Annotated in this window: 22 protein-coding genes, 1 tRNA gene, 1 other RNA gene and 5 pseudogenes; 13 read left to right on the top strand and 16 right to left on the bottom strand. The window is 39.5% G+C overall.

The genetic code is table 11. The features are described from left to right. Nucleotides 1–221: 221 nt before the first annotated feature. Nucleotides 222–326, bottom strand: a complete 105-nt coding sequence (locus tag QNH10_RS20620) for a YfhD family protein (RefSeq protein ID WP_347177865.1) — start codon at nt 324–326, stop codon at nt 222–224. Nucleotides 327–499: 173 nt separating this feature from the next. Here QNH10_RS20620 and QNH10_RS10660 point away from each other — a divergent pair, with 173 nt between their 5' ends. The 3 genes from QNH10_RS10660 to QNH10_RS10670 all read left to right on the top strand — a co-directional run bounded on the left by QNH10_RS10660 (nt 500) and on the right by QNH10_RS10670 (nt 2,581). Further along, entirely contained in the window at nt 500–1,294 is a 795-nt protein-coding gene (locus tag QNH10_RS10660; RefSeq protein WP_283731550.1) for a VLRF1 family aeRF1-type release factor, read from the top strand. 136 nt (nt 1,295–1,430) lie between these two features. Continuing rightward, nucleotides 1,431–2,117 (top strand): hypothetical protein, encoded by a 687-nt coding sequence (locus QNH10_RS10665; RefSeq protein ID WP_283731551.1) that lies wholly within the window; start codon nt 1,431–1,433, stop codon nt 2,115–2,117. A 179-nt stretch (nt 2,118–2,296) separates the two neighbouring features. After that, nucleotides 2,297–2,581 (top strand): DUF4870 domain-containing protein, encoded by a 285-nt coding sequence (locus QNH10_RS10670; protein WP_283731552.1) that lies wholly within the window; start codon nt 2,297–2,299, stop codon nt 2,579–2,581. A gap of 48 nt (nt 2,582–2,629) precedes the next feature. Here the strand turns inward: QNH10_RS10670 and QNH10_RS10675 are convergent, their stop codons facing one another. Beyond that, the gene (locus tag QNH10_RS10675) at nt 2,630–2,887 is read right to left on the bottom strand and encodes a DUF4190 domain-containing protein (protein ID WP_283731553.1); all 258 of its coding nucleotides are present in this window, start codon (nt 2,885–2,887) and stop codon (nt 2,630–2,632) included. 167 nt (nt 2,888–3,054) lie between these two features. Here QNH10_RS10675 and QNH10_RS10680 point away from each other — a divergent pair. After that, nucleotides 3,055–4,844 (top strand): annotated as a pseudogene (locus tag QNH10_RS10680) (S9 family peptidase). 338 nt (nt 4,845–5,182) lie between these two features. Here the strand turns inward: QNH10_RS10680 and QNH10_RS10685 are convergent. Next, on the bottom strand, nt 5,183–5,740 hold the full coding sequence (locus QNH10_RS10685) for an SLOG family protein (protein WP_283731554.1): 558 nt from the start codon (nt 5,738–5,740) through the stop codon (nt 5,183–5,185). Further along, a pseudogene (locus QNH10_RS10690) lies at nt 5,733–6,895 on the bottom strand (acyl-CoA dehydrogenase family protein). Before QNH10_RS10690 ends, QNH10_RS10685 begins: the two are co-directional and overlap by 8 nt. Before the next feature lie 156 nt (nt 6,896–7,051). Between QNH10_RS10690 and QNH10_RS10695 the strand changes: the two are divergent. Next, a complete protein-coding gene (locus QNH10_RS10695) occupies nt 7,052–7,546 on the top strand; it encodes a GNAT family N-acetyltransferase (RefSeq protein ID WP_283731555.1) in 495 nt (164 codons plus the stop codon). Nucleotides 7,547–7,604: 58 nt separating this feature from the next. On the opposite strand, the gene QNH10_RS10700 is transcribed toward QNH10_RS10695, so the two are convergent. Together QNH10_RS10700 and ssrS are read right to left on the bottom strand one after the other, a co-directional pair. Further along, nucleotides 7,605–7,931: a DUF3889 domain-containing protein gene (locus QNH10_RS10700; protein WP_283731556.1), complete on the bottom strand. Its 327-nt coding sequence runs from the start codon at nt 7,929–7,931 to the stop codon at nt 7,605–7,607. 101 nt (nt 7,932–8,032) lie between these two features. Then, nucleotides 8,033–8,223, bottom strand: a non-coding RNA gene (ssrS, locus tag QNH10_RS10705) — 6S RNA. Between the two features lie 155 nt (nt 8,224–8,378). Here ssrS and QNH10_RS10710 point away from each other — a divergent pair. Further along, nucleotides 8,379–9,696: pseudogene (locus tag QNH10_RS10710) on the top strand (sodium-dependent transporter). Nucleotides 9,697–9,742: 46 nt separating this feature from the next. Here the strand turns inward: QNH10_RS10710 and QNH10_RS10715 are convergent. After that, nucleotides 9,743–10,189, bottom strand: coding sequence for a GNAT family N-acetyltransferase (locus QNH10_RS10715; RefSeq protein WP_283731557.1), 447 nt, complete (start codon nt 10,187–10,189; stop codon nt 9,743–9,745). A 50-nt stretch (nt 10,190–10,239) separates the two neighbouring features. Between QNH10_RS10715 and QNH10_RS10720 the strand changes: the two genes are divergently transcribed. Then, entirely contained in the window at nt 10,240–10,740 is a 501-nt protein-coding gene (locus QNH10_RS10720) for an AraC family transcriptional regulator (protein WP_283731558.1), read from the top strand. 65 nt (nt 10,741–10,805) lie between these two features. Here the strand turns inward: QNH10_RS10720 and QNH10_RS10725 are convergent, their stop codons facing one another. The 7 genes and pseudogenes from QNH10_RS10725 to QNH10_RS10755 all read right to left on the bottom strand — a co-directional run bounded on the left by QNH10_RS10725 (nt 10,806) and on the right by QNH10_RS10755 (nt 16,252). After that, the gene (locus tag QNH10_RS10725; protein ID WP_283731559.1) at nt 10,806–11,204 is read right to left on the bottom strand and encodes a hypothetical protein; all 399 of its coding nucleotides are present in this window, start codon (nt 11,202–11,204) and stop codon (nt 10,806–10,808) included. 54 nt (nt 11,205–11,258) lie between these two features. Further along, a complete protein-coding gene (locus QNH10_RS10730; RefSeq protein ID WP_283731560.1) occupies nt 11,259–11,471 on the bottom strand; it encodes a hypothetical protein in 213 nt (70 codons plus the stop codon). Between the two features lie 73 nt (nt 11,472–11,544). Beyond that, nucleotides 11,545–12,452: pseudogene (locus QNH10_RS10735) on the bottom strand (hydroxymethylglutaryl-CoA lyase). A 19-nt stretch (nt 12,453–12,471) separates the two neighbouring features. Next, the gene (locus QNH10_RS10740) at nt 12,472–13,827 is read right to left on the bottom strand and encodes a tripartite tricarboxylate transporter permease (protein WP_283731561.1); all 1,356 of its coding nucleotides are present in this window, start codon (nt 13,825–13,827) and stop codon (nt 12,472–12,474) included. Further along, the gene (locus tag QNH10_RS10745; protein WP_283731562.1) at nt 13,742–14,263 is read right to left on the bottom strand and encodes a hypothetical protein; all 522 of its coding nucleotides are present in this window, start codon (nt 14,261–14,263) and stop codon (nt 13,742–13,744) included. The genes QNH10_RS10740 and QNH10_RS10745 overlap by 86 nt, the downstream gene beginning before the upstream one ends. 1 nt (nt 14,264) lies before the next feature. After that, nucleotides 14,265–15,533: a hydroxymethylglutaryl-CoA reductase, degradative gene (locus QNH10_RS10750; RefSeq protein WP_283731563.1), complete on the bottom strand. Its 1,269-nt coding sequence runs from the start codon at nt 15,531–15,533 to the stop codon at nt 14,265–14,267. A 119-nt stretch (nt 15,534–15,652) separates the two neighbouring features. Beyond that, nucleotides 15,653–16,252: a helix-turn-helix domain-containing protein gene (locus tag QNH10_RS10755; protein ID WP_283731564.1), complete on the bottom strand. Its 600-nt coding sequence runs from the start codon at nt 16,250–16,252 to the stop codon at nt 15,653–15,655. Nucleotides 16,253–17,035: 783 nt separating this feature from the next. Between QNH10_RS10755 and QNH10_RS10760 the strand changes: the two genes are divergently transcribed. The 3 genes from QNH10_RS10760 to QNH10_RS10770 all read left to right on the top strand — a co-directional run bounded on the left by QNH10_RS10760 (nt 17,036) and on the right by QNH10_RS10770 (nt 18,782). Then, nucleotides 17,036–17,866: a GNAT family N-acetyltransferase gene (locus QNH10_RS10760; RefSeq protein ID WP_283731565.1), complete on the top strand. Its 831-nt coding sequence runs from the start codon at nt 17,036–17,038 to the stop codon at nt 17,864–17,866. 161 nt (nt 17,867–18,027) lie between these two features. Continuing rightward, nucleotides 18,028–18,468 carry a YybH family protein gene (locus QNH10_RS10765; protein ID WP_283731566.1) on the top strand — a complete coding sequence of 147 codons (441 nt, stop codon included), beginning with the start codon at nt 18,028–18,030 and terminating at the stop codon, nt 18,466–18,468. 44 nt (nt 18,469–18,512) lie between these two features. Next, nucleotides 18,513–18,782: a hypothetical protein gene (locus QNH10_RS10770; RefSeq protein ID WP_283731567.1), complete on the top strand. Its 270-nt coding sequence runs from the start codon at nt 18,513–18,515 to the stop codon at nt 18,780–18,782. Between the two features lie 227 nt (nt 18,783–19,009). On the opposite strand, the gene QNH10_RS10775 is transcribed toward QNH10_RS10770, so the two are convergent. Continuing rightward, nucleotides 19,010–19,082: transfer RNA gene (locus tag QNH10_RS10775), tRNA-Val, on the bottom strand. 131 nt (nt 19,083–19,213) lie between these two features. On the opposite strand from QNH10_RS10775, the gene QNH10_RS10780 reads away from it, so the two are divergent. Continuing rightward, nucleotides 19,214–20,053 (top strand): DNA-3-methyladenine glycosylase family protein, encoded by an 840-nt coding sequence (locus QNH10_RS10780; protein ID WP_283731568.1) that lies wholly within the window; start codon nt 19,214–19,216, stop codon nt 20,051–20,053. Between the two features lie 50 nt (nt 20,054–20,103). Here QNH10_RS10780 and QNH10_RS10785 read toward each other — a convergent pair whose 3' ends face one another. After that, nucleotides 20,104–20,253 (bottom strand): hypothetical protein, encoded by a 150-nt coding sequence (locus QNH10_RS10785; protein ID WP_283731569.1) that lies wholly within the window; start codon nt 20,251–20,253, stop codon nt 20,104–20,106. A 314-nt stretch (nt 20,254–20,567) separates the two neighbouring features. Between QNH10_RS10785 and QNH10_RS10790 the strand changes: the two genes are divergently transcribed. Together QNH10_RS10790 and QNH10_RS10795 are read left to right on the top strand one after the other, a co-directional pair. Then, the gene (locus tag QNH10_RS10790) at nt 20,568–21,956 is read left to right on the top strand and encodes an aldehyde dehydrogenase (RefSeq protein WP_283731570.1); all 1,389 of its coding nucleotides are present in this window, start codon (nt 20,568–20,570) and stop codon (nt 21,954–21,956) included. Nucleotides 21,957–22,027: 71 nt separating this feature from the next. After that, nucleotides 22,028–23,076: pseudogene (locus QNH10_RS10795) on the top strand (M42 family metallopeptidase). Nucleotide 23,077 lies beyond the last annotated feature (1 nt).

Consider the following 23,077-nt stretch of genomic DNA (forward strand, 5'->3'; position numbering starts at 1 on the left):
AACTATTTTTTATGCGTCTTTCCGGGACTTTATGCTTCTTTTTAGGGTTTTATGCTTCTTTCCAGACATTTATGCGTTTTTATTTCATTTCATTCATTTAAAATTAAAAATCTGATGCCCCTACACGTGAATTTTTCGTGTAGGGGCATACTATTAAGGCCATCTAAATTGTTTCTTCTTTTTATCCTTATTGCCACTTCGTAGCTCTGCAAATTCCTTTGCTATTTCCTCTTCATATCTCCTGGTTTGATCTTCTGGTTTTTAGGAGTTTGCGGCAAAGAGTTTTTATTATTTCCGGTCTTGTTATTATGATTATCTCTTCCCATGTTTTTTCGCTCCTTTCGTTATCGTCGTTCATAATATGGCGCTATTCAATCGTTTTATGCTGAGAAATTACAGTGAAACATTACAATCGACTGACATGCCGAAACTCCTCGTTTTAGATTTGAATCACCAGGGTATGCTAAAAGTGAGCATACTTTAAGGAGGTTCGGGATAGATGACATTTAGTAAAGAACTGCAAAAACTGAAGGAATACAAATGCGACTCCCGCTGTGTGTTAAGTGTTTACTTAAATACCAACGCTGCCGACCCGGAACAACAGAATGGTGCTTGGCGAATCCATTTGAAAACTGGATTGAAGCGCATCCATGAGTATTTGGAAGCTTCTAACGATGAAAAGGAATTAAAAGCGTACAAAAAATTGAGGGATAAAGTAACGAAGGAAATTGAAACCAATCAAGGCGACTTTAATAAAGGAGTCGTTATTTTTGCGTCCGAGGATCCCGAATTATGGTCAGTCCACTACGTTCAAGTGCAAGTGAAGAACAGCTTCCACTGGGAGGACCACCCAGTTACAGAGGAAATGGAGTATATGCTAAAGGCTTACCCAGAGGCGGGCATTGTTTTGCCAAGCTTTGGGGAAGTACGTATTTTGGATACTGCGATGGGGTTCATTACGGGTGAGAGGTCATATGGATTTGACTCGGGCTTGGATGTTTGGAAAGAAAATAATAGGGTGAAATCGTCACTTCAAACAGGAACAGGTGAAGGTAATAGCGATGGACTTGATCAGCGTCTTAAAGAAAATCTACAGCGGTTTTATAAAGAAATGGGCGTCATTGTCGAAAGGATCCGAAAAGAACGTGACTGGAAGGAATTATATGTAGTTGGTGAGGCGGAGCATGCGAACTCATTTGCCAAAACACTTCGAACTAAACCGAATAACAGTATTTATAAAAACTTAATTAACGTTCAGGCGGACAAAGTACTCCACCAAGTTTTTGAAAAGTAACCGATGAACATGTAGAGAAGGGATTTTCGGTTCCCTTCTCTATTTTTTGCCTATTTTTTCCATCGCACTAAATACCTCTTCCGTACAAATACAGACTTGACGACATATCATAAAGAAAACGATGGATGGGGGTTGAATGATGGGATTGTTCTTTAACAGAAAAAATGAATTGAAAATATATGAAGGCAACAATATAGATAATCATAATCAGGAGGTCTTTCGTACTGATACGGTTTCAACGGCTTTGGAAGAGCAACAGAAAGCTTTTGACAAAATGAATGAGAAATATGGTGTTCTGGAGAAACAACTTCGTAATCAGAAAAGGATTCAATCCGAACGATGGAAGACGACCGACTATCGGTTCGATGAAATCCTGGAAAATCAATCACAGCACCACCATTTTGAGCGGGAAGCAATGGAAACATTGGAACGTCTGGATAATCAAAACAAAGAGCTGCAAAGTGCTTTGGAGAAAAAGCGGAAAAAGAATGAAGAACTCGTCCAGCAAATTAATCAGTTAAGTCAATCAAACTCGGAAATAGCCGAGCAACTAAAAAAGTTTGACGTAGATCAGGAAATGCTTTTGAGAAAGATGGATGAGCAACTCGATCGTCAGCAGCAATTTTCGATATCACTGGAGGAGCAGAAGAGTACACAGGAGAAAATCGTGGACAGGATTGAACAGCAGGAAGGATTGGTCGACAAATTGATGCGGCAAATGGACTTCCTGAAATCAGTTTTGTTTGAAAGAACACATTTTATCGCCGAAAAAATTGATAAAAGTTTTTCGTATATTAGTGAAAGGAAAGCAGGCTCAAAATGAGTATGATCCAAACACATAATATATATGGAATGTTTTTAGTGGCACTCCCATATAGTAGCTAAAAAGGAGGCACGCTGATTGAGTGAAAACAAATTAGATGATGACAAACAAAGTAATCTTTTAGTTACCCAAGATAAGTCCGATAAGACGTCAATTGGACTTACAGAGAATGTTGGGGAATGCTTTGTTATATCTTCATCATCGGTATTGTTTTTCTGATTATAGAAAAAGAAAATCGTTTCATCAGATTCCACGCCTTGCAAGCAGTTTTCACTGCACTTGCAATTTTCTTAATCGGCATTGTGTTAGGGTTCATTCCTATCATAGGTTTCATGATTAGTCTGCTGTTAGGTCCACTTTCATTTGTGTTAATGATTTTCTTGATGTACCAGGCGTATAAAGGAAACTACTTCAAATTGCCGTTCATCGGAGATTTGGTAGAGAACCAACTAAATAATGTATGAAAAAAATCCGTCCCGATTCTTTCGAGGCGGATTTCTTCTGTAAAACACCTAATAATTTAGTCCCCCAATCGCAATGACAAAGAGCCAAAAAACAACTTTCATGGCTAAAGCAATACCACCTAAAATGGTACCCGCAACGGCCATCCCTTTTCCACTTTCTGTTTTTTTGCCCATCGTTCCGAAAACGATAGCTAAAATACCAAGTAGATAAGGGAGGATTGGTATTAGATTTAACACGACTCCAAGAATTCCTAAAACAAGTGAACTAACAGCCATTCCATTTGTTTGCTGTTTTTCGATTTCCAAAAGCTTCACCCCCACTATGACAGCGTATGCTTGTGGAGCTGCTAATTTGAATGAAAACTGAGATGTACGATTATTCGACAAAGATAGTTAAATATGATTCTTTCATAAGTATAGAAATGTTATACTATACTTTGAGTGGGAAATAGAATTCAAGTAGGGGGAAAATCATGATTACTTTCGCGAAACCAACAGTTGAGCAGTTTTTCCGTACGTATGCAATTACGAATTTTGATGTAAATGCTGATGAAACTAAACTTGTCTTCAACACGAATTTAAATGGAAAGATGAATTTATGGGCAATGGATCTTCCTAAATCGTTTCCTTATTTATTTGCTCATCGGGACGAGTCCTGCAATTTCATCAAGTTCGATCCGGACAATCGATATGTTCTTGCCGGATTCGATAGTGATGGGGATGAAAACTATCAAATCTATTCGATTCCCCTAGAAGGTGGTTTGCCACATCCATTAATTACAGGGGATTCTAATGAAAAATTCTTTTTCAGCCACCTAAGTGAAGATGGAAAAAGAATTTACTATGTGACGTCCTTGGATAATCCGATGTACTTGAATACGCATATGCGGAATTTGGAAAGTGGTGTAGATACTTTATTGAATATTGGAGAGACATCACCTACGCGTCTTTCGGCAGTATCAAATGACGAAGAGAAGTTTGTATATTCCCGTTCATTTGCGAACACATATTCAATTAGTTTCGTGAAAATGGGGAAGAGACTTTCAACTTAACGCCTGACGTTTCCAAGGTGCATGTCGCTTATGATCCGGTATTTACGGATGATAATACAATTTACTTTGTAACGGATTATGAGGGAGATTTCTCTTATATTGCGAAATTTGATTTGACGACAAAAGAATTTTCAAGAGTTTTGGAAGTTGAAGGGGAAAGTATCCAGACAATCAAGTTCAATAAGGATAAAGGCGAGTTCTACTTCGTCACTTCCAGAGGGGTAACTGATAAATTATACCGCTTTAAGTTAGAAGGGGAAAAGCCGGAAGAGTGTACGTTGCCGGTTGATGTGCTTTATCAAATCAATTTTACGAAAGCTGGAAATCTCTATATCTTAGGAGCAAGTGCTACAGCTCCGCATAATATTTTCAAATCAGCGGATGGACAAGAGTGGGAGCAGCTTACGGAAAACAGGGTGCTTGGTGTCAGCAAAGATGGAATGGTTGAGCCTGATGTTGTTTCCTATAAGTCATTCGACGGTTTGGAAATTGAATCTTTACTATTCAAGGCAAAGCCTGAGAATGCAAATGGCTTTACGATTTTCTGGCCACACGGCGGTCCGCAAGCCTCTGAACGGAAAATGTTCCGTTCGATGTTCCAATGCTTCTTGAACAGGGGATATAACATTTTTGCGCCAAACTTCCGGGGAAGTACTGGGTACGGCTCGGAATTCACGAAAATGGTGGAGCGGGACTGGGGCGAAGGCCCTCGCCTTGACTGTTTGGCAGGGATCGAATGGTTATTCGATAACGATATCACGGACCGTGACCGTCTTTTCCTTGTCGGGGGAAGTTACGGTGGTTATATGGCGTTACTGCTGCACGGTCGCCATGCAGATTACTTCAAAGCAGTCGTAGATATTTTCGGTCCATCCGATTTATTTACATTCGTCAATTCAGTTCCTCCTCACTGGAAGCCGATAATGGATCGCTGGCTTGGAGATCCTGAACGTGATAAAGAACGATTCATTAAAGATTCCCCAGTTACGTATCTGGACGGAATGGTGAAACCAATGTTGGTTATTCAAGGCGCGAAGGATCCGCGTGTCGTGAAAGAGGAGTCTGACCAAATTGTTGCAAAGTTGGAAGGCTTAGGACGAGATGTTGAGTACCTAATATTGGAAGATGAAGGTCATGGTTTTTCGAAGAAAGAGAATGAAATAAAGGTTTACAGTTTGATGTTGGAGTTTTTGGAAAAGCATCAGAAGTAATAAAAGGAATAGCTGTCCATCGGTCGTTATCTGACCGGCGGACAGCTATTTTGATTGAAGCGCTCGTTTATTTCGGGAACCGCTCGTTTATACTGGAAAGTGCTCGTTTATTTCGGGAACCGCTCGTTTATTCTGGAAAGCGCTCGTTTATTTCGGGAACCGCTCGTTTATACTGGAAAGTGCTCGTTTATTTCGGGAACCGCTCGTTTATTCTGGAAAGCGCTCGTTTATTTCGGGAACCGCTCGTTTATTCTGGAAAGTGCTCGTTTATTTCGGGAACCGCTCGTTTATACTGAAAAGCGCTCGTTTCTTCATGAGGAATTCTCGTTCGATCAAGTTCAATCCCAATCCCGTCTCTGCAAATCCTCAGCTATTAGTTGTAAATCATCCGCCGTTATCGTCAGCACTTCATAATCGCTCGTTTCCGCAAACTTCAAAGCCATTTTCTTCATGAACTTCGGAGATCCATCGTTTTCCTCATCATAAACAAGCAAAATCCCGTCCGAATTCCGCAATAAAAATTTATCGCGCTCGATAAATTGCCACGGGGCTTCATAAGGACGTTTCGTTAAACTAACTGTATAGTCTGCATGGGTGAGGATGAATTCATAAGCTTCTTTCTTCGCTTCATTCCAATTTTTTTCTTGTTCCAAAAAAGGTGTGATGACTGCAAATTGTAGCGAAGGATAGATTTCTTGTAAGTCAATCACTGTTTCTGCCGCCCATGTCTCAACGCCCGGTTGTCCGCTGAGGATCACCCATTCAAGGCCACTATCTAAAAGGGGAGTCAATCTGCTTTCTAACGCCTTTTTGATAATACCAATACCAGGATGAGTATCGTTGAAAATGCCTAATTCATGTGCTTTGTAACCTGTTATGACAAGTCTTTTAATCATTAAGCATATCCTCGATTGCCACCTTCGCTATTTTCGAAACGACCATATCATCCATTGGAGGATTATGCAAACCGGCACGGACGTCCCGATAATAGCGTTGAAGTGGGTTGGTTAACTCCAGGCTTTTCGCCCCGACGAGACGCATTGAGCGGTCAACAATTCGAATTGCAGCGTTTGTGACTACATGCTTTGCGGCTCCTAATTCTTGTTTCATCGATTTCCGTCTATCTGTGTCATCATACGCGGCGGCGACACTATAAAGGAAATGTCTCGCTTGCATCAATTCGAGATCAATTTGCCGATATGACTTTGGACATTCGGCAATTCAGAAATACTCCCTTGAATGCTATTCGGTTTATATTCTACTGCGAACTTCACGGCGTAATCACGGGCAGCTTGCGCAATTCCCAAATAACAGGCTGGAATATGTAGAAGCCATCCATTCAATTTGTCTCCACGGGGGCCTTTGCTGAACTCAACGAAGGCTTCCTCATTGACCTTCACATTATTCAAAACCAAGTCATGGCTTTCAGTGCCACGCATGCCGAGCATATTCCAAGTCTCTTTTATGGATAACCCTTCACTGTCTCTTTTGATGAGGAAAAAGCCGATGCCTTCGCGTTCCTCTACCCAAGCTGAGACAAGGAAGTGAGTGAGTACAGGTGACATCGAAGTGAAGTTTTTCTGACCGGTAATGACCCAATGTCCATCCTTTTTGACCGCCGTTGTTCGTGGGCGACCACCTCGAGTTGGACTGCCAGTTTGGGCTTCACTTGCCGCACGGTTCACTAATGCACCATTCAAGACATCTTTTGCGAAATGATCTAACCGGCTCGTTTCCCATAGTTCGTTTTCATAAAGATCACCAACCGCGCCCTGATGCCAACCGATGGATAACGCGGTGGCGCCATCGAAGGATGCAATCGTTTCTTGTAATAAAACCATGTCTTTCACCGTAATTCCACCACCTCCATATTTTTTTGGAAGTGTGAGTGTTGTATAGCCAAGCTCTACGAGGGATTGAATATTTTCTTTTGGAAAGACGGCAAGTTTGTCTGTCTTTTCGGCAGAGCCTCGAATTTGTGATTCCAGGCCCATTATTTTAGCCATCCATTCTTTTTGTAGATCTGTTGTGATGAAAAGTTCTTTTGACATTTGACCACCCTTTCTGCAATTATCAACGTCTGTATATTTTTCTATTATACTAAACTAATGTATGTTCGAGGTGTAAAAGACGAGTGTGCTAATTTTACTGGACAATGATAGTCGTATAAATTATCGTTAGAGAAAACATGGTGAGGGGGATAAGTGATGCAGATTAAAAGATTATGCGCGCAAGATGCAGGAGATTACTATGCTATTCGGTTAGAGGCGTTAAATATGAACCCAGAAGCATTTGCTGTTAGTTACTTGGAGGAGAAGGGGCAATTAGCCGAGAAGTATCTAAAGAGATTTAGAAACGATGATTCATTTACATTTGGAGCTTTTGATGATGATGGATTAATTGGCACCGTTACGTTAATTCCAGAAAAATTGGTGAAACTTAACCATCGTGCATCGATTGTCGCCATGTACGTTAAACCCGAAAAACGCGGAAATGGCGTAGCGAAACAACTTATCAAAGAAGCGATAACAACTGCAAGGACAATAAAAGGCATTGAACAAATTCATTTGGCAGTGGTCAGTTCCAATAAGGCTGCAAATAGCCTTTATGCTTCATTTGGATTTGAAACGTACGGGATTGAGAAAAATGCATTGAAAATTGATGGGACATATTTTGATGAGGAATTAATGGTTTATTTTTGAAATAGAAGGGAAGGAATGGATCAATTACATCCGAACTTGTGATTGATCCTAATTGATTTCATCGGTCGGATTCCCGATAGTCTATTCCTTTTAGTTCACCCGTTTTGGTTGTATATGTGATCCTCACAAAAACACCGAATTCACGGTTTCCCTCTTTAAGCCATAGTTTAAACTTTTCAATTGTTGAGTCCCCAACAGATTCGGTTCCTTCGTGCAAGTAGTCGATAATTTCTGCATTAGGGTACTTTGCTTTAACTTCTTTCATAGCAAGCTGTCCCCATTTTGCGTAAGCAGGTTCAACAGGCTCGTTAACGACCACCGGATGATGAGTCAGTGTAGAATGAGTAGTTATTATTAGCCCAAGAGCAATCAGCATATTTCGCATTTCAAATTCAGCTCCTTTTCTATAGGATGCCGAATTTGATTATAATCATTCAAAAAAGCACCACCCTATAAGATAAGGGAGGTGCTAAATAATTTTATGTAAGTAAAGCCGCCTTTGCCGTATTTATCATAGAAAGTTTTAAACCACCACTCCTCAAAGTGGGTGTTCGCAAAAACATTCCTGTCTGTCCCTATCAGTAAAGGATAGGGCTTGCCATTCCTGTTCTTATATAAAACTCCCTTTTACAGCATAAAGGTTAAAACTTAATGTTATACGTACAATGCAGCTTATGTTTATATAATACATGTGTTTTACTGGATTATCAATGGAAATATTTGCTTTTTACTTATTGTTTTACGGAATAATAAAATAATGATCATTTCAATTTGAATAAGGTATAATAAGAAAAATTCAGTGGGGACACATTATACGAAGTGAGTGATTTTGGTGAAACAACGAGAGCAATGGACATCTAAGATTGGATTTGTTTTAGCGGCCGCAGGTAGCGCTATAGGACTTGGGGCGATATGGAAGTTTCCTTATATGGCAGGAACAAATGGCGGAAGTGTCTTTGTTTTGCTATTTATTATTTGTACGTTGGCAATTGGTCTGCCCATACTTTTAGCAGAATTCGTTGTTGGAAGAAGGGGACAGCATGATGCGGTTACATCCCTAAAACGTCTTGCACCGAAAAGCAGCTGGTATTTGATCGGTTGGCTTGGGTTAGGTTCTTCATTTATTTTATTATCATTTTATAGCGTAGTTGGAGGATGGATTTTATCCTATCTCGCAAGGGCAATTGTTTCACGTCTTGATACCACGGATTATAGCGGACTATTTAATTCGATTATTGCAGATCCGATGGAGGTGTTGCTTGCTCAAGCTGTCTTTATGCTTATGACAATCTGGATTGTTCAAAGCGGTATTAAAGGCGGAATTGAGCGCGCGAGTCGATGGATGATGCCTTTATTATTCATTTTCTTCATTGTGCTTGCAATACGGTCGGTTACACTTGACGGGGCTATGGAAGGAATCCGGTTTCTTTTCGTTCCGAATTGGTCTTATTTAACCGCGAAAACGTTCTTACTTGCACTTGGACAAGCCTTTTTCTCGTTAAGTGTCGGGGTGACGGCGATGCTGACATATGCGTCCTATTTGTCGAAGAAGAAAAGCTCGGTCAATCGGCGTTTAATGTCTCCATATTGAATATTTTCATCTCTCTACTGGCTGGCATCGTCATTTTTCCAGCTGTATTCGCGCTTGGACAATCACCTGCTGAAGGTCCGGGACTTATATTTGTTATCTTACCAGCTATCTTCAATGAAATTCCTTTGGGTGGATTTTTCATAGTGCTGTTTTTCATTTTATTATTATTTGCTACGCTAACTTCTTCGATTGCAATGTTGGAAATTGTCGTGTCTACAGGAATTGGGAAAAAACATGAGTGGAGAAGGAAAGCTTCCTGGTTGTTTGGTTTGCTTATTTTCATCGTCGGATCCCAAGTGCTTTATCATTTGGATTGTTACAGAATCTGAAATTGCCCGGAGGCACGTTTTTCGACTTCGCAGATATTCTGACAAGCCGATTCGGATTACCGATTGGAGCACTTCTTATCTCGATTTTTGCCGGCTATGTACTAACGACTGCTGATACCGATGATGAGTTAAAAATGCATCCGTTTTTGAATCGTTCATGGAAGTTTATCGTACGTTTTGTTGCACCTCTTGCCATCATCGTTATTTTCATAGCATCATTTTTATCCTGAAGAAAAAACCGCTTACGATGTAGGCGGTTTTTGTATTAATAAATAGTTAACATTTTTTTTCGTAAACGGATGTCTGATTTCCGAATAAGTCATAGCACTCTGTTAGTCTTGACCATCCATATTTTTCATAATATCCAATATGATCGGTCGTCAAATACAGCTTGTCGTATCCTTTCTTGTTGGCCTCAGCAATAGCATGATCCATTAACTTCGAGCCCATCGCTTGTCCTCGGTAAGCTGGGTCCACATACAGACAGGCAAGCCACGGAGAGAGATCTTGTCGACTAACCAAATCATTCCGCAAAATCGCATATGTTCCGATGATTGAATCACCATCCACTGCAATGTAAAATGATGGGACGCTTTCAGTTGTCGAATGAATCATGCAATCCTTGTAAAACTTATAATTCGATTCGTTTCCCCATTGCTCCCAAAATGCTTTTGCCGCCTTTTCGAAAAGATCTTGTCTTTCAGTTACTGCAATAATTTCCATTTAAATTCCCCCTTATATTTTTACTATACTCGAAAGGAATTCAAAAACAAATGGCGAATTTAGTAGGAAATACAGTTGTGGGGGAGATAACAATGGAAGTGAAAACAATTGCCAGTTTTGAATGTGGAATTATCGAAAAGGAGTACCAGTTGGTAGGGCAGAGCATAACCGCAAACTTTCCTAAAGGATTCCCGGATGCTGCCATAAAGGTTCAAATGGATTTCGAAAGAAGAATGGATGAGATAGCGAATAGCAAAAGTAAACAGGTATTATTTAGTCCATACATGTCCAATGGTATCTTCGCCACTTATTTTCCTAGTTTAGAGGTTGATGAGTTAAATGAAATACCTGATGGCATGATGGGACTCGAATTACCATTAATGAAATACGCAAAAATCTGCTGCTCAAATAGAACAATTGACCAAGGGTATAGTAAATTGTTTGCTTGGATGGGGAGAACGGATATAAACAAAACCAGTTTAACGACTCTTGTCCAATCGAAATTTTCTACCTTGAGAATGGCGCAAAGGAAGAAGTTGTTGAAATCCTAATACCGATTCATTGATTCTCATAAATGAAAAAAGAAAGTCATGAAATTGTCTCATGGCTTTCTTTACTATTTTTGAAGATGCTTGATAAATTCTTTCAATATATTGAGTTGTTCCTCTTGTTTCTCTTGTGTTTTAATCATCTGCTGCTGTAATAGTTGAATTTGTTGTTGCATTTGTTGCTCGGTTTGCTGTTGTTGTTGCTGTTGTTTCAGCTGTTCGATTTGTTGTTGTAAATCCTGAAGTTGCTTATTTACCTGCTGCTGTTGTTGATCCTGTTGAATTTGTTGTTGTTGATCTTCCGTGATGGATACCGCTGTCCCGAATGCTTGGAGTGCGTCACCGATGGTAGAGGTGATTCCTCCTATTAATCCCAATAAGGCCCCTTTACTTACACTCGTCTGTTGTGCGCCATTTCCATTAGGATAATTAATCAAATCATTTCTTTTTTGATCACCTATGAACACGTTATTCACCCAGTCTCTGAATTGATCATACTATTATTTTATTCGAACAGGATGTTAAAGTGTCCTAGTAATCGCTATTTTCCTGTACATTGCATTAATCTTAGGATTCTCTCTTTCCCAAGACACATTTCTCGGGAAGGGGATATTGAATTGTTTTTCCATCTCATTCATTAAACCGGCAAGTAGTATATCCTTTTTTGGTTGATCTGCAAAGATAATTATCTCATATTCCCTCTGATAATCCGCCAATGATTTCCTATCTGCCATCTTAAATCGTCCTCTCTATTAGACAATCCGAGACTATAAGATTTTAGTCTCGGATTGTAAATGAATGCTTATATTAGTTGTTCATTCGATACTTAACGGTATGACTATCTAAAGGCTTATCCATTTTATCCTGCATGAACATCGCTGCCGAAAGAAGTTTTTCAGCATTTATATTTGTTTGAATGCCCATATTTGAAAGCATATAGTGAAGATCATCTGTTGCCAAATTACCCGATGCGCCCGGTGCATATGGACAACCTCCAAGACCGCCAAGGGAACTGTCGAACTTAGTGATCCCCATCTCTAAAGAGGCAAGCACATTTGCCATAGCTGTACCACGGGTATTATGGAAATGCATCGCTATTTTTTCTTGTGGATACCGCTTTAAAAGCTCTTCCAAAAGTATTCTTACTTGCAACGGATTAGCGACGCCAATAGCATCCCCTAATGATAATTCTTCTATGCCCATTTCAAAAGAGAATCCGTCAATCGAAGTACTTCATTTATCTCGACGTTACCTTCAAAAGGACAGCCAAACACAGTTGAGATATAACCCCTTACCGACTTATTGTTTGTAATTGATTCTCGTACAACTTCAGCAAGAACAGTTTCTGTTTCTCTAATTGTCTTATTGATATTTTTCTTGTTGTGAGTCTCACTAGCCGAGATGAAAACTGAAACTTCGTCTATTTGACTCTCCAAAGCGCGGTTTAGTCCTCGCATATTTGGTACAAGAGCTGCATATGTCACTCCGGGAGCTTTTGTAATCTGTTTGACAACGGAATCCGCATCAGATAATGCAGGAATCCATGTAGGATTAACGAAAGAAGTGACCTCTATATAGCTCAAACCAGTTGAAGAAAGCTGGTTTATCCATTCGATCTTGTCCTCTGTATTGATAAATTTGCTTTCATTCTGTAAGCCGTCTCTTGGACCGACTTCTCTTATAAATACCTGTTCCGGGAATTGTTTAAATGTCATTTATACAAACCCCTTTCAATTAAAATCCAAATAGGGTAGCCATAATCCAAGCTGAAGCATAGAACACCATAAACTGTACACCTGCTCCAATACCGAGGATACGATTCAATAGCCCACCAACAGCTGCTACCGTAAAGGTAAGCGCGATACCGACAAATTGTGCCTCATGAAAAGCAAGTAGACATGCTAATCCAATGAACATTGCAACGATTGCTTCCTGACTGACGAATTTCATAACGATAACGGAAGCTTTTCTTGCATAGTTCATTGAAAACGGATATGCGATGAGTGCAGCCACAGCGAGACCTATAAATCCATAAATGAAGAAATCCCATGACGTCATGTACGTATGCAAATTATTGACAGGGTCAACAGTAAAAACAGGTGGTGCATTGAATAAAGGAGAAGCTGGCCCTAATGCAACAGGACTCAAAGGAATCCCGAACGCAATAAGTGGAATGATTGCTTCTGCAATATATGTAGACTCAGTAACACCATTCATAACTGTTAAACTTGTTGTCGATTTTTTATAAGCCCCTTTCGTACGGGACCCAACGATTTCACCCATTAATGAGGTCATACCGACTGGACTGAAAACAAACGTTAATGAAGAAATAAATGTCGTAATCGCTGTGAAAAACTTTTGCCTGCCTGTGAGTATTTTTAATGGGTTTGGAAAGTATCCTTTCCATGCTTTCGTCTCAGGAGCCAAGTGATACTCTTTAGGCTTGCTTCTTTCAATTGAACGTTTTGCACTTGCAGAAGTGGCAAATAAAATATCAGAAAACATAGGGCCGACAGCAATTCCTAAGAAGAAGCTGATTGATAAATGTTTGTCCAATAGTGTAAAACTCATTAAATCTAAACTTTTTATAAAGAATGCAAAAGGGATGATCATTAAAACACTTACCCATCTACCTTTTGAGAAGTAGGCAATTAATATTGCTGCAAGTGTGAAAATGATTCCAGCCGATGATTTAAAGAAATCAGCAAACTGACCTAAAAATTGTCCTAACAGAACCGCTGTAGGTAGGGCGATGAACGCTCCAATAATACCTCCAGAGATCATCTTTCTCAGAGCGACATGGGGCATTCCCATTCTTCTTAGTGTATTGGCATGGTCGATTAAAGGGACCGCCGTAGTATCACCAGGAATCCCCATTAACGCTGTAGGTACAGCATGCGTGAGGTGCTTTGCCAAAACAGCAGCCATGAAGAATGAAAAGACGGCTACTGGGGGAGCGCCCAAAAGAATGACTAACAGAGTAAGGGGTACCATGATCGCTGTTTCATCCGTACCGGATATCAATCCGATTAAAGAAAACACAATTGCACCAATAAATGCAAATATAATTGCCGTTAGTAATAAACTCATTTCTTTTTGTCACCCCCAGAGCTCTAAACTGCTCAAGAACACCAAGTTCTTCTAATTCTTTTTTGGTAATTGGGTCGTTCTCTATTAGTGCAAGCTCTTCATCTGCATCTAATTGTAAATCCTCAAAAACTTCTCTCATACTGTTAGTTGAAGTCTCTTCTTCGATCAATATTCGTTTTGGTTTAAAGACAAAAGAACATAATACTAATGAAAGGACGGTTCCTGTAATACCAAGAAGTAGGGAATAGGAAGCGACCATATTTTCACTCGCAATAGATGGGAAAAACCAGAGACCAAGATTATAACCACCTAAACTTACTGCGACACTTATTACAATTGAGAAGAGCAACTGATTAGGTACAATTGTATCTCCAAGTATTTCTAAGTATTTATTTTTTGAAGAAGTATCGGTCGAATTGACATGTTTATCGTTCAAATTATTCACCTCTTTGAATTGCTTTAGTGATCTCCAAAATTCGATCGTATCTTAAATCTTTTTCTGCTACTGCTTGAGCAACAATTCGATCAATATCCGACTTAGCTGCGCCAGCCATAACCGCTAAATTTCTTGCGTGTAGCGACATATGACCTCTCTGGATGCCTTCTGATGCAAGTGCACGAAGACCAGCAGCGTTTTGGGCAAGTCCTGTCGCTGCAATGCAACCTGCGAGTTCTTCCGCAGAGCTTATCCCCATAATTTTTAACGAAGCCTTTGCAACTGGATGCGTTTTTGTTGCTCCGCCAACAATTCCAACCGCCATAGGAAGCTCGATTGAACCTGATAAATCACCATCCGCATTTATTTCAAACTTCGTCAAGGATTTATAATGTCCGGAGATGGAAGCGTAAGCATGGGCACCCGCTTCTACAGCACGAGTATCATTACCAGTCGCTAAAACAACCGCTGAAATACCATTCATAATTCCTTTATTATGTGTAGCTGCACGATAAGGATCAAACTCTGCAAATTCATAAGCACTTACAATATCTTTCACAACCTCTTTGCCACCAAGGGCTTCGGCTGAAAATACTGCGCGTGCACGAACTAGTCTACGATCTGCCAAATTTGAAATGATTCTTAGAAGCACTCTACCACCTGTTATTGTTTCAATCATAGGCGCAACGGATTCAGCCATCGTATTTACAGCATTTGCACCCATTGCATCTCGCGTGTCAACGATGAGATGAATAACAAGCATAGTATGATTTGTCGTTGGAATAATATGCACTTCGAGGTCTTTTACTCCGCCGCCTAAAGAAACTAATGTTGGGTCTTTCTCATTACAAAGATTCATAATCTCTTCTTTATGTTCGAAGATTTTAGCTTTTGCTGCATAAGGATCAGCAACATTAAGAACTTGAATCTGTCCTCGCATAATTGTTCCACTCATAGATGTGAAGAATCCGCCATGTTCATATGTAGCTTTTGCTGCATTACTTGCTGCTGCTACAACTGATGGTTCTTCAGTAGCCATTGGAATGAACGTATCTTTTCCGTTTATTTTAAAGTTAGTTGCAATTCCAACCGGGATACTGATTTGGCCAACAACATTTTCAATCATGGAATCTGCGAGGTCCATAGGTAGCGTTTGATTGGCAGATAGATATGATAATTCATCCTCTGTTAAGCCGCGTCCCTTCGTAACAATATCTAATCTTTCCTGAGTTGATAAACGATAAAATCCTGGAATTCTAGTAGTTGTCATTAATATACACTCCTTGTTGTGTAATTACATTCAACTGAGTTGAATGCGGTTACACAAAATAGTACATGAAAACGAAAATAATGTAAACACTTACATTCAAAACAAAATTATTTTTCAGACTACAGGCTATCTACCTGAATGAACATCGTTAAGACCTTTGCTTCTATTTTTCCAGTTGAAAGAAATATATGGGGAATCGTTCCTTCGAAATAAGCACTATCGCCTTGTTCCAATAAATGTAATTCACCATCATAATAAAGATTAATGGAGCCGGAAAGGACGAATATAAATTCATCCTCCGCATGTGTAAAAGGTTCTACTAATTCCGCTTCCGGCAAGACTGTCACGATTACTGGTTCAATTTTGCTGAAATGAGGACGCTTCGCCAAAGCTTCATATGTATAACCAATTTCTTCATTTCCAACTTTTAATGTTCTTTCAGTATTTCTAACGATTGCCATCTTGCTTTGATTATTTGATTCCAAAAAATAGGACAAGGGTGCATTTAATTCTTTTGCTATTTTCGATAACGTTGCTAAGGCGGGGGAAGCTTGTCCATTCTCGATTTTGGATATATGACTCTTTGTTAACGAGCATTTATCTGCTAATTCCTGTTGAGTAAAGGACTTGTTTAATCTCGCTTCTTTTACCTTCCTACCGATTTCCTCTGGGTAGATTGTACTCTCCTCCTTTATTAAAAAGATAACAACTTCAGTCAAATTATACTCTATTCCTTCCAATTAATTTCAATATATATTGTAACAGATTTAGACGTCCATAAAGGGTGGAGGTTAACTTAAAATTTTATACTGTAGGGGTAATATTAGGCAATGTTGATTTCCGCTCCGAACGGACGCTTTTCGCGGGCAAGGCTTCAGCCAATGGAACCACGAAGAGTTCGATTTGCCGTATTTCTGCGCATTTTGCAGAAATAAAGGCAGCTTTGCATCCGTGCTCGCAACGCTACGCTTTTGCTCGCAAAAGCCGTTCTACGTTACGGCTTTCGCTCAGTCCAGGGTCTTCAGCTCGCGCTGTTCCCGTTGGAGTCGCCGTTCTCCGCTTCAATCAACTATATCCTATATACCTGCGATCCAATGCCGAAACATCAATGAACTTGAACTTATATAGAAAAAAACTCTTCAATCCTCGCCTTTTTGTACAAATATATAGTTGTGATAATGTCATGTTGCATTAGTAAATATTGTAAGATAAAGGGAAGAAGGATTTATCGGAACAATTTGAATTACTGATTAGCTCATGGGGAGGAAAATTAAATGAATGAAACAAAAAGAAACTATGAAATTGTAAAGATAAATACTTTGAATCGATAAGTAAATCAACCGCATCATATTCCACTATATTTGATATGAATTTAAATGAAATCAGCGAGATTATGAAATGTATTTACTGAACAACATAATATTTTCTATATTATAAGAGGTTTGTGAAAAAATGCGCTTGGTTACTAGTAGAATAAAAATAAAACCTTAAGGGAGGAATAAATGATGATCGTTAAACTGCCAAAAGAAAATTATTACAAAATTAATAAATTGTTGGTTAGTCCGCAAGAAAAAAATGAAAATGTATTAAATGCAGTTCTTAGCGGAATGAATCAAGGCGTAGTATATGTTGATCAGATAGAGGAGCCCCGTACTGCAATTGTATACGCGGTGGGCTTGGGGTACTATCTGCTCGGTGATCCAGAGAATGAGTTGTTTAACAGCCACCTGGGTAATTTAATTTCCACACAATTAAAGCAAGAAAGTCTGGATTTATGTGGAGGAACCTGGTTTATCGCCAATATCTTTAACGAAACTTGGAAAGAGGCTCTGAAAAAAATGGTTGATGGGCGTAAATATTATGTGGGATATAACGTCTATTACGAATTGGATACGGTTCGTTTCAATAAAGGTTTGGAGCAACTATGTCATGTGCTTGATGAAGGTATTACCATGGTAAAGATCACTAAGGAATTGATTAACGCTGACGAGAATCTAAGGGAAGAGTTAACAGAATACTGGTCTTCAGCGGAATCTTTTACTCAATATGGGGAAGGATATGCTGTTTTAAAAAATGGTAAAGTAATAAGTACATGTTACACATGTTGTGTGAACGGAGACCGCCATGAAATTTATATAGCAACATTTGATCAAAATGTCCGAAATCGCGGTTTGGCAACGATCCTAGGACAACAATACATAAAGGAATGCTTGAAAAGAGGGATTGGTGTGTTTTGGACTACTGATGAATCGAATGAGCCGTCCAAAAGAGTAGCTGGAAAATTGGGTTTCGAATATTCGCATCGATTGATGTCGTTTGAATTTGAGTTCTGATCCAAACGGGTGTTTTTTAATAGATCATTGAACTGCTTGGAGGATCATTTCTTAATTGAACTAAAGGGGCAGGTAATTGAAGAAGGAAAAAATGATTGAGTATAGAATTTATCTATAGTAACATTCTTACATTTCTGAGATTAGTAAAGGGGATGCACTTAATGACGGAGGGTTTTTTCAAAGTTCAAGACATACTTGAAAATTACAAAACAGCAGTTTACGAAAAAGATGTTGAAAAATTCTTATCCATGTATGATCGCGAAATGCATATTTATGATTGCTGGGGGAACTGGGAAAGCAAGGGTATTTCTTCGTGGAAGCAAAATGTAACAGAGTGGTTTAATGGATTGAGTGAGGATGGCGTTTTACTTAAAGTTGATTTTAATGACATAGTAGTTGAAGAAGATTCATATATAGCATTTGTTCATTGTGCAATAACATATGCTGCTCACCAAGAAGAATCTGGTGAGAAACTTCGTCAAATGACCAATCGGTTCACATTTGGTTTAAAGAAAGTGAATGAATCTTGGGTCATAGCTCATGAACATTCATCATTGCCAATAAATATGGAAACTGGTAAGGGGATTTTTAACTTGAAGTAAAAAATATACTATTTTGATTGGAGATAAAGATTGGGGGCGAAAGAATGAAAAGGACAGTAATTGGTGGTTTTATAATGATAGGGGGATTATTTACTACACTAACTATAATTTTGGTAGCAATGACGTATATTCCAAGCATGACTAGTTGGTCTGGTTCAAAGTTGTGGTATGCGATTTTTGGAGGAAAGCAATATGGGATTGAAACTGTTCAAAGTTTATTCTTAGGATTCCCATTTGTTGTAGGATTGTTGTTTACGATTTTGGGGCTAGCAATACTAATAAAGGAGTATTTTGACAGGTCCTTTTTAAAGTGAGTTTTTACTAACGGGTAGCTTTACTTCAAGAAGGAGTAAAGCCTTTTTTATTGAAGTGGCATACCGGATGCTATGGAGGAAGAAAAAACAAGAAAAGCAACTGCGGACAAATTGCGGACATTAGGTAAAAAAACCATAAAAAAACAGCCCCTAGGCATCCGGCCTAATAGGACTGTTTCGGAGAAGTATCGTTGTTCCGACAATACTTCCAAGGGTTTGGCACCCAATGATTCCGACTGGGCTCGAACCAGCGACCTCTACCCTGTCAAGGTAGCGCTCTCCCAGCTGAGCTACGGAATCGGGAGAAGTTGTACTTGCTTACTGCACATTTATTATTATAGCGGGTTTGTCCAAGAAGTCAACATCATTTCTAAAAGTTTTTTCTTTCGATGATATAAAGGTAGAATGGAAAGAAAGGGGGGTGGCTGGAAATGCAAATTTCCTTACCATTCAATTATGATTTTGAACGAGCACTCGAACGGTTGGCGGGGGATCCTGTAAATGCAGTCGATTTACAAAAACGGGAAGTGAAGATTCCGATGGAAGAGGGGAATGTCATCACTCTACGCGGTTTAGGCACCACGGATTCACCTTCGTTTTTGCTGGAGAACGCAATAGATGAATCGCAAGTTGATAAAGTGAAATCCTTTTTTCATTTTGATCGGCGTTTAGATACGGTTTCTGATCATTTCCGGGATACCAACCTTGAGAAGCTTTTCGTCGAACATGCTGGTACACCGCTTATCAAAGAGTTCTCGCTTTACGGTACACTAATGAAAAGTATCATTCACCAACAGCTAAATCTTGCATTTTCGCATGTTTTAACGATGCGATTTGTTGAGAACTCTGGCGAAAATCAAGATGGGGTATGGCGATATCCAGAACCTGAAAAAATCGCCGCACTAAAAGTGGAGGATTTACGTCAGCTTCAATTTAGTGGGAGGAAAGCTGAATATGTAATCGGACTTTCACGTGCAATTGTCGATGGAAATCTAGACTTGAATAAGTTTGAAAAGATGGAAGATGAAGAGATAATTCATGAAATGGTTGCCCATCGTGGGATTGGGCCATGGACTGCACAAAACTTTCTCATGTTCGGTTTAGGGCGGCCGAATCTATTCCCTATAGCAGATATAGGGTTGCAAAACGCCCTGAAAAATATATGGGCAATGGACCGTAAACCGACAAAAGAAGAAATTATGGAACAAATTCCGATTTGGAAACCATACTTAAGCTACGCCGCATTGTATTTATGGAGAAGTATAGAGTGACACTTTGAGCATGAAAAAAGCTTCCCTATATAGGAAAGCCAGGTTATTTATTATGAATGTGTATGTTCGTTTTCTTGTTCAAAGCGGTCGTCAAAGAAGAGGAAATTTTCATCGTTCAGGTCCGAGATGCGTTCCTTGTTGAGACCTAATGAAAGATTTCCCTCAAAGATTGTTTCCCACCAAGTATCTGTTGTTGTCATGTTCATTTCCTCCATTTCAATTATATTCACTATTTGCGATTGTGTAATTCCTTACCCTGTACTGAAAGGAACTAAAACGTAAACCATTGAAAAAGAATCTTAAGGCCTATTGTTAGATGGAGTCCTTCAATCCATCTTTTGGTAGTGATTTCAATTGAAAATAACAGAAAAGCAGGAATGCCCCAACGATTTGTGTAACCATAGTATATGTTGACAAGCTTTTCGCCAAACTGCGTAATTGGTCGGAATTTGTCGTTTTAAATTCAGTCCTTTTGCTATATTGACAATTTGTTTTCGCTGAAGGAGGCGCCGAGATGTTGGATGTTCAAAATAATATTGATACAATAATCGAATTGCAGCAAAGCTTATACCTGACGGGCAAGACAAAAGACGCCGATTTTCGAATTGAAATGTTGATGCGCTTGAGAGATGCGATCAAATTGAATGAAGATAAAATTCATGAAGCCTTGAAGAAAGATTTAGGGAAGAGTCCTTTTGAAGCGTATGTAACTGAAGTAGGATTTGTTTTATCGAGTATTTCATTGATGATAAAAAACTTGAGAGAATGGATGAAGCCTGAGCAAGTGAAAACACCAGCCCATTTACAACCTGCAAAAAGTTTCATCGTACGCGAGCCATATGGTTCGGTATTAATCATCGGCCCTTTTAATTATCCTTTCCAATTAATAATGGATCCGTTAGTTGGAGCCATTGCAGCCGGTAATTGTGCAGTTGTTAAACCGTCAGAAGCTACTGTTCACACAACGACACTTATAAATGAACTATTAACGGAACTCTACCCATCCGATTTTATCCATGTCGTAAATGGCGGAATTGAGGAGACAAATGCTCTTATACACGCACCATTCGACTATATTTTTTTTACTGGAAGTGTAACGGTCGGAAAAATCGTCATGAAAGCTGCCGCTGAAAGACTTACTCCTTTAACGCTCGAGTTAGGTGGAAAAAGTCCTGTAATTGTTGATCAAACAGCGAATATAAAAATTGCAGCTGAGCGGATTGTTTGGGGGAAATTTCTTAATAATGGACAAACCTGTGTTGCGCCAGATTATATCCTTGTACATGAGACTGTGAAGGATAAGCTGATAAAGGAAATTGTCAATTGCATACGAGATTTTTACGGCGAAGAAGTTTCCGCAAGTGTGGATTACGGCAGGATTGTTAACTCCAAGCATTTTGATCGTTTGTCGGAGTTGATTCAAAAAGAGAAGAAGAATATTGTATTCGGCGGTAAAATGGATCGCGATGATTTATTCATCAGCCCGACGATTTTGGATAATGTCACTTGGTCGAATCCGTCCATGGAGGATGAGATTTTCGGACCTATCCTACCGATTCTAACTTATCAGAATTTAGGGGGAGTTATTCATAGAATTCAAAAATTACCGAAGCCGCTATCAGCTTACCTATTTAGTGAGAATACACAAGCACGGGAATACTTTTTGGGAAATCTCCCATTTGGTGGAGGTTGTATAAATGATACGATTTCCCATGTTGGTAACATTCATCTACCGTTTGGGGGAGTCGGCGCATCCGGTATGAACGCCTACCATGGCAAAGCAAGTTTTGATTTGTTCACCCATTCAAAATCAATTTTGAAGAAGAGTACGAAACTTTCTGTGCGTATGGGATTCCCGCCATATGGAAATAAACTTTCGCTTATCAAGCGAATCATTCGATAATTATACTGGGAAAAACCTGTTTTATTGTAGTAGTATAAGTATCATATAAAACGAAAAAGGGGATGTAGGGAATGTATCAATTTAATGAGGCAAGAACGACAGAGCTGTTAAAAAGATTAGTGGAAACACCAAGTCCTTCCGGTTTTACCGAAAAGGTGATGAAAGTAATCAGCGATGAATTTACGAATATTGGTGTCACTTACAAACGAACGAATAAAGGGGCAATTATCGCGACGGTTAAAGGGAAAGACGATTCCCGCCATCGATTATTGACGGCACATACTGATACACTCGGAGCAATGGTCAAAGAAATAAAGAGTAACGGAAGACTTAAGTTAGCGATGATTGGCGGATTTAATTGGAATGCTGTTGAAGGAGAGTATTGTCATATACATACAGCTTCCGGCAAGGAAGTTCGAGGGACAATCCTTATGCACCAAACTACAGTTCACGTATACCGCAACTCAGGTACTGCAGAAAGAAATGCAGACAATATTGAAGTTCGCATTGATGAAAAGGTGAAAAATGCAGCTGAAACGAAAGCGCTTGGCATTGAGGTGGGAGATTTCGTTTCATTTGACCCAAGATTTGAAGTGACTCCAAGCGGGTTTATCAAATCAAGACATCTTGATGATAAAGCGAGCACAGCGTTGTTGGTTGACCTCGTCCGTTCGGTAACGGAAAATGGGATTGAATTACCAAATACAACGCACTTCTATATATCGAACAATGAAGAGATCGGTTACGGAGGGAACTCCAATATCACGCCTGAAACAGTTGAATACATAGCTGTCGACATGGGGCAATAGGAGATGGACAATCCTCGGATGAATACACAGTTTCAATTTGTGCAAAGGATTCGAGCGGTCCGTATCATTATGCATTAACAAGACATTTGACGGGTCTTTGTGAAAAAGGAAGCATTCCATTCAAGCTTGATATTTATCCATACTATGGTTCGGATGCGTCTGCTGCAATCCGTGCAGGATTCGATGTAAAGCATGCATTATTCGGACCGGGGATTGAATTGTCCCATGCACTTGAGAGGACACATGTCGACTCGTTAAAAGCGACAGCACAATTACTACATTCGTATATTACTTCAGACATGATGGATTGAT

The organism is Sporosarcina thermotolerans (assembly GCF_030067815.1).
In the GTDB taxonomy this organism is placed as follows: domain Bacteria; phylum Bacillota; class Bacilli; order Bacillales_A; family Planococcaceae; genus Sporosarcina; species Sporosarcina thermotolerans.